This window comes from Streptomyces sp. NPDC052023, from assembly GCF_044548465.1.
GTDB lineage: Bacteria > Actinomycetota > Actinomycetes > Streptomycetales > Streptomycetaceae > Streptomyces.
On sequence record NZ_JBIUBW010000016.1, the window covers coordinates 87217 to 94371 of the forward strand.

The following is a 7155-nucleotide window of genomic DNA, read 5'->3' on the forward strand; positions in this document are numbered from 1 at the left end:
GCCGCACAGTCGGGCCGGGGTGGTGGTTGTGTCGTGATGGTTGTGTCGTGTCCCTGATCGGAGTTATCCACAGGCTCAAGCGGATCTTTGAATTCCGCGAGATCGTCGACGCATGACGAATCACGGCGAAACGGCTGGACCCTTCGAAAACGACGACATCAACGGATGGGGCGGGGAAAACCGATCCAACGATGACGAACGGCGCGCACCGCACGACGACAAGGCCTGCGACGCCGACTCCACATGCGGCGACGGGCTCGCCGCCGCCCATCGCGTCACCTTGCGCTCCCCGGCCGAACTGGCCGACGCCCTGCCGTATCTGCTCGGGTACCGCCCCGAGGACAGCATTGTCCTCGTCGCCCTCCATGACAGGGACGGGCGTGGGCGGTTCGGTGGCCGCGCGCGGCTCGGCATTCCGGCCAATCCGGACGACTGGAAGTCCGTGGCGGGGCAGTTGGCACACGGCCTGGTGCGGGGGAGCGAACGCAGGGGAGCCCGGCCGGAACAGATCGTGGCATACGTCTGCCAGGAGCCCGGCAAGGGGGAAACCGGCCAGCAGGTCATGGAGCGACTACGGCCGCTCGCCGAGAATCTGCGGTCCGAGTGCGGCCAGCTCGACGTTCCGGTGATCGAGGCCTTGTGCATCTCGGGCGGCCGCTTCTGGTCGTACTGCTGCGAAATCCAGGGATGCTGCCCCGACGAGGGCCTGCCCATGGGACTGCCGGGTACCTCGGTCCTGGCCGCGGCAGCCACCTACGCCGGGCTCCAGGTGCGCGGGACCCTGCGCGAGCTGAGGTCGAGGCTTCAGCCCTGGGAGACCGCCGCGGCGCTGGAGCAGGAGGCGGCGCTCGACGCGGGAAGCATGGCCCTGGTCCCGAGGATGCTGGACGGCACCAGCCGCGCGGACGTGGCCGAGGAGACGGTGGAGCTCGCCCGGCAGATCATGACCAGGCTGGCCGAGGCGCCGCCCGCGTCCGGCGCATTCCTGGCGGACCTCCGCGACGACGGCCTGCTCCGGAAGGACGAGGCCGCCACCTTGATTCTCGGCCTGCAGGACCGCACGACCCGTGACCGGGCCGCCGAGTGGATGGAGGGGGACGAGGCAGCACCCGCGCTACGACTCTGGCGAGCCCTGGCCCGCCGCTGCGTCGGTCCCTACGGCGAGCACGCCGCAGCGCCCCTTACTCTCGCGGGCTGGGTGGCCTGGTCGACGGGCGACGACCTCGAAGCACGGGAGGCGCTGGCCATGGCACTGGGCGCCGACCCCGACTACCTTTTCGCCCGGCTCCTGCACCAAGCCGTCAACGAAGGCCTGGACCCGGAAACGATCCGACACTGCTTGCGCACGGCGCGGCACGACCGAGCCGAGATCACGCCCCGGCAGCTGGACGGGAAGCCGACGACGGAGGCACAGGGGACGGCTCAGAGCGTTCATGGCGTGCCCGACGCGGGGCCTCGGGCGGAGGGCATCGATACGGCGCAGGGCACTGACCGGGGGCTGGACGGTGTCCAGCGGACTGAACCTGTGGGCGGCGCAGGCGTAAGGCGCCGCACGTTCCTGGCCGGGAGCGCTGACGACTCCCGCTCACTGCCGGATCAAGAGGTGCGCAATACGGCCGTGCCGCGACGCAGGGTGCCGGCAGCCGGGACTGGTCCGGGGAGCGGCCGCAGCGGCGGTACGCGGCCGCCCTTGAGTGCGAAGGCAGGCGTACGGCGGCGCCGGACTTCCCGCGGAGGTGTCGCTCCGAGGCGCGGTGACACCGAGGGGGAGGCATGAGGGACGGCCGGGAGAGTTGCCGGATCAGGCGCGCGTTCCCCCCGCCATTGCACCGGGACGTGTGCACAATGCCGGCCGCACAAGGGCGTGACCCGAAGGAGTCCCGTTCCGTTCACCTCAGTGGCGGAACACCTGGGCAGGTGGAACCGCCGCAACGCCATGTCCCCAAGGAGCCTCCTGCCCGGCTCCGAACGAGCCCGAGGCGCACAGAGCGCAGAGGAAGCAGCCCGATGCACCAGCCGACTCCGCCCTCCGCCGCCGATGACCGTACGCGCCGACTGACGCGGCCTGTGACGGATGACGACCGCATGCGATGGCCGACTCGACCTGTCTCCGACGACGACCGGATGCGGTGGACAACTCCGCCCACCGCCGAGGACCGCTCGACCCGTGGTCGGCGCACGCCACGCGCCGGGTCGGGCACCGGCCCGCCGCAGGGGACCGACGGACTCGGGAACCGCGAAGCGCCCGCCTACCGCGCGGGACGGTTGCCTCGGCCGGCGAACCAGGGAGGGGCACCCCCACACACCCCCGAGGGAGAGACGTCAGCACCCGCACGTGGGGCCGGGAGCAGGAGGGAACTCGAAACGCCCTTCCCGACCGGCGGAGCCCGCCGGCACCTCCCGCCCACGACCGCCGGCCCACCCGGGCGACCGCCCACACTCGGCACCCCACCCGGAGCACGGCCCGCCCCGCCTCGACTCGCATCCTCGCAACACCCTGGCGAGTTGCCGCCCTCCCACACGGCGATGATCTGCGTCGGTCTCCCGGGCCTTGCCATCTCGCCGGAGCATGGGCAATTGAACGGACGGGGACTGGAGGGCTTCTACCGCGCGGGCCTTCGCCTGCTCTCCCGGTGCCAGATCCGCGTGGCCGGGCGTGAACCACTCTCGGTGCAGGCCCGGATGACAGGCGCCGACCGTGCCCGCTTCGTGGGCACCCTGCGTGCCTCACCGCACGCCGGACCGGACCCGGACGTCGTGGTCGAGCGCACGCGGCACGCGGACGGCACGGAGCGGATCACGCTGCACAGTGCGGCTCCCCGCCCCTTGCGCCTCCCCGTCGAGGTCGCCCTCGGTACGGACCTGGCGGCGCTCGGTGCGATCGCGTCGGGGACCGCGGGTCCGGAGGTGCCTGCCAGCGTCCATGACGCCGGTCTGCGCTGGTCCGACGGCAAAGAAGCCTCATTGGTCACGGCGGACCCACCGGCCGCCGACGCGCTGGCCTCGGCGGGCCTGCTCTGCTGGGAGATCGAGCTGCCTCCAGGCGGCAGCGCGACCGTGGAACTCAGGGTGCGCCCGGACGGCGCCGGACCCGTCCGGGCGGTCGGGCGCGCGACGAGTCCGCTCGCCCAGGTCGGCGCGTCCGGCGACGACCCTGGCGTGCAGGCATTCCTGAGAACCAGCGTCGAAGATCTCCAGGCACTGCTGTTGCGAGATCTCGCAGATCCGGCCGACATGTATCTCGCCGCCGGGGCACCGTGGCGTTGCGGCCTAGCCCCGGCCGACGCCCTGGCGGCGGCCCGCATGGCGCTGCCGCTCGGCACCCGGCTCGCCGCGGGCACGCTTCGTGCCCTCGCTCGTGGTCAAACCACCGGACCAGGACAGCAGTCCGGCATGATCCCCGGGCCGCGGCGCGACGCGGGCGGTCACCTTCCGCCCGGCTGCACCGGCACCGAAGCCACGCTCCATTTCCCCGCCCTCCTGGCGGAGGCCCGTCGATGGGGGATGCCGGAACAGGAGACGGAGGAGCTCCTACCCGCCGCCGAGCGTTGTCTGACCTGGCTGCGGACCACCGTGGGCGACGGCGTGTACCTGTGCGACCCACAGCCCGGTGGCCCCGTCCGCTGCGAGACGCAGGCACATGCGCACCGCGCGGCGCTGCTGGGCGCCGATCTTCTCGACGCCTGCGGACGGCCGGGCGGGGCTGGGTTGCGGGAGTGGGCTCAGGCACTGCGCTCGCAGTTCCGGGCCGACTTCTGGGTCGACGACCTGGGGGGCGGGCGACCGGCGGCGGCCCTTGCTCCCGGCGGCCGCCCCGTGCCACACCTGGGGGCCACCGCCGTGCATCTGCTCGATGCCGGCCTGCTGGGCGGGGGTGAGTTGGCGGCGGGGCTGCTCGACCGGGTGCAGACCGAGCAGCTCGCCCGGCTCCTCGGCAGCCCGGCGATGGACTCCGGGTGGGGCCTGCGAGGGCTGGGCGTCAAAGAGGCGGGATACAACCCGTTCGGCCACCGCAGCGGTGCCGTGCGGATCCAGGAAACGGCGATCGCCGTCGCCGGCCTGGCCGCCCAGGGGTACGAGAAGGAGGCGAGTTCGCTGCTGCGGGGCGTCCTGGCGGCGGCCGGGGTGTTCGGTCACCGGCTGCCCGAGATGTATGCGGGGGAGCAGCGCACGGACGGGAGCACACCCCTGCCTCATCCGGCTGCCTGCCGCCCCGCCGCTACCACGGCCGCTGCCGGAATCCTGCTGCTCACCACTGTCGTCGGCATCCGCCCGGATGCCCCCGCCGGGACGGTCACGCTGCGTCCCGTCCGCAGCGCACCCCTCGGCGAGATCACCCTGAACGGATTACGGGTCGCCGGTGCCCCCTTCTCCGTACGAGTCAGCCGCCTCGGCCTCGCCATGGTCGAGGAGGCGGCAGAGGGATTGCAGCTGGGGGTATGACGCGACAGCTGGGGATGTCACGTGACGGCAACCGCCGGTCAGGCGCGTAAACGGCCGAACTCGCGAATCGATCCGGCGGGTCCGATAAGGGACCGAGAGCGCCCGGAGGCCGGATGGGCAGCAGGTCGCCCCTCGGGCTGCCTCCAGCGCCCGCTCGGCGTACGCGGACCGCTGGAGTCGCCCGGACAGGCACGATTGCTGGACGTCCGCGACCGGACAAGGATCGTTGCAGACGGCCCGCGATCGGCCCCGGTTCGCATGACACATGCAGAGGTCAACCCCTGATCGCGCGCCGTGATCCGGAGCGCGACCTCGGCCCCGGGCTGGCAGGACGCGGCCAGGAGTCGCAGGTGAGACCTGTGCGACCGGCCACACACCCGCCGCCGAAGCGGCCGACGAAGGGAGTGTTTATCGTCAGGCAGACGACTATGATCGCGGCATGCCCTACGACCCGTCAGCCTTTCCGCCCTTCGCCGTGACCGTGGACCTGGTCGTGCTGACCGTGCGTCGCCATGCGCTGTGTGCGTTGGCGGTACGCAGGGGTGAGCCGCCGTTCCAGGGGCGCTGGGCGCTCCCGGGAGGCTTCGTGCGGGACGACGAGGACCTCTCGCAGGCCGCCGCCCGCGAACTGGCCGAGGAGACCGGGCTCTGCGTCCACGACCCCGCCGTGCCCGCCCAGGACAACGGTGCTCATCTGGAGCAGCTCGCGACGTACGGGGATCCCAAGCGGGACCCTCGCATGCGCGTAGTCAGTGTCGCGCATCTCGCCCTGGCCCCCGACCTGCCGGCGCCGAGGGCGGGCGGCGACGCCAGCAACGCCCGCTGGGCGCCGGTCGAGGAACTGCTGCAGCAGGGCGGCTACGGCCGTGACGGCGAGCCTGTGGCGCCGCTGGCCTTCGACCACGCGCAGATCCTCGCCGACGGGGTGGAGCGCGCTCGCTCCAAGATCGAGTACTCGTCCCTGGCCACGGCGTTCTGCCCTTCGGAGTTCACCGTCGGTGAGCTGCGCCGCGTCTACGAGGCGGTCTGGGGAGTGGCGCTCGACCCGCGCAACTTCCACCGCAAGGTGACGGGAACGCCGGGCTTCCTGGTGCCCACAGGGGGTACGACGACGCGACAGGGCGGTCGCCCGGCACAGCTCTTCCGCGCGGGCGGGGCGACGCTCCTGAACCCGCCCATGCTGCGGCCGGAGGTCTAAGCCGACCGCGCACGGACCGCAGGGCCGAGCGCGGGGCGGCGAGGAGTGACGCGGGAGTCCCAGGCGAAGGCCGAGTGAAACCGGCCTGGCGACGAGGCGTTCGCTCACACACCTCGGAGCAACGTGTTAAGTGCCGGAAAAAACGGACATAGCACGCTATCTTGCTACGGGTGATCCAGGCCTTCGGACTGACCAGCAACTCCCGCAAGGACCTTCCGCCTGCCGTCGACGACGTCTCGTTCGAAGCGCCCGCGGGCCGCGTCACCGCGCTGCTCGGAGACCGGGGTGCAGGCAAGACGACGGCCCTCAGGTTGATGCTGGAGCTCCAACCGGGCCGCGGTATCACCTATTTCAGAGGCCGCCCCCTGCACCGCATCGCCCACCCCTCCCATGAAGTGGGCGTCCTGCTGGGCGACGTGCCGGGGCACCCCGGACGGACGGTCCGCGGCCATCTCCGCATGCTGTGCGCCGCCGCGGGGATCTCCGCTCGCCGAGCCGACGAGGTGCTGGAAGTGGTCGGCCTCGTGAGCCTCCGCGACGAATACCTCGGCACGCTCTCCCGCGGTATGGACCGCCGCCTGGGTCTCGCATGCGCTCTGCTGCCCGACCCCCACACGCTGATCCTCGACCAGTCCACCGAAGGGCTCTCGGCCCGGGAGGGCAACTGGCTCCACGGCATGCTGCGCGCCCACGCGGCCCAGGGTGGCACGGTCCTGATCACCACGGCGGATCCCAAGGAGGCCGCCCGCACCGCCGACCGCGTAGTCACCCTGGAACGGGGCCGGGTCGTCGCCGACCAGGAGGCGAAGGAGTTCGCTCGCACCAGGCTGCGGCCGCGGGTCGTCGTTCTCAGCCCGCACGCCGCCCGCCTCGCCGCCCTGCTCACCAAGGAGGCGCGTACCTCGCACCGCTCCGTCGAGGTCGTCATGGAGAGCGGCAACCGGCTGTCGGTGTACGGCAGTACCTGCGCCGACGTCGGCGAGGCGGCGTTCCGGCACGGCGTCCTCGTACTCAAACTCGCCGACGAGGTCGGGGACATGGGGCCGGGAGCCGGAGCAGGAGCAGGAGCAGGAGTGGGAGTGGGAGAAGCGCCGCCGCTGGACCCGCCGCCGGATTGCGAGCGGACGCTCATCGAGGAGCGGCCCGACCCGGATGCGCGACGCGCGAGGACCGGCCTGCCGCGACAGCCCGACAACGGGTCGCGCAAGGACACCTCGCCGTCGTCGGGCGCCCTCGAGAAGCCGGCGGCCGCCGAGACGGCCGGCGGCAGGGCCGCCACCGGCGGAGCGACGACCGATGAAGCCTCCGTCGGCAGAAACACCCCTCCATCGGCGTCCACCCCGCTCGACGCACCGCCCGCCACCACGCCCCGCGCCCCCGTCCCCGAAACCCCCGCAGACGCGCACCGCACGCCTGACGCCCACAGCAACCTCCTCACGGACCGCGAACGCGCCGCCGACGGCGACGCCGTGAGGGATCACGAACCCGCTGCCAAGCGCAACGCCGTGAGGGCG

At 72.4% G+C, this 7155-nt stretch carries 4 protein-coding genes; all 4 read left to right on the top strand.

What is annotated here, in order from left to right:
- Nucleotides 1-112: 112 nt before the first annotated feature.
- Nucleotides 113-1777, top strand: coding sequence for a DUF4192 domain-containing protein (locus ACIHCM_RS27300; protein WP_399901053.1), 1665 nt, complete (start codon nt 113-115; stop codon nt 1775-1777).
- An 800-nt stretch (nt 1778-2577) separates the two neighbouring features.
- Nucleotides 2578-4443, top strand: a complete 1866-nt coding sequence (locus tag ACIHCM_RS27305) for a glycogen debranching N-terminal domain-containing protein (RefSeq protein ID WP_399901056.1) — start codon at nt 2578-2580, stop codon at nt 4441-4443.
- Between the two features lie 439 nt (nt 4444-4882).
- Nucleotides 4883-5641, top strand: a complete 759-nt coding sequence (locus ACIHCM_RS27310) for an NUDIX domain-containing protein (RefSeq protein ID WP_399901059.1) — start codon at nt 4883-4885, stop codon at nt 5639-5641.
- Nucleotides 5642-5811: 170 nt separating this feature from the next.
- The coding region (locus tag ACIHCM_RS27315; protein WP_399901062.1) for an ATP-binding cassette domain-containing protein at nt 5812-7155 on the top strand (1344 nt) is incomplete at its 3' end.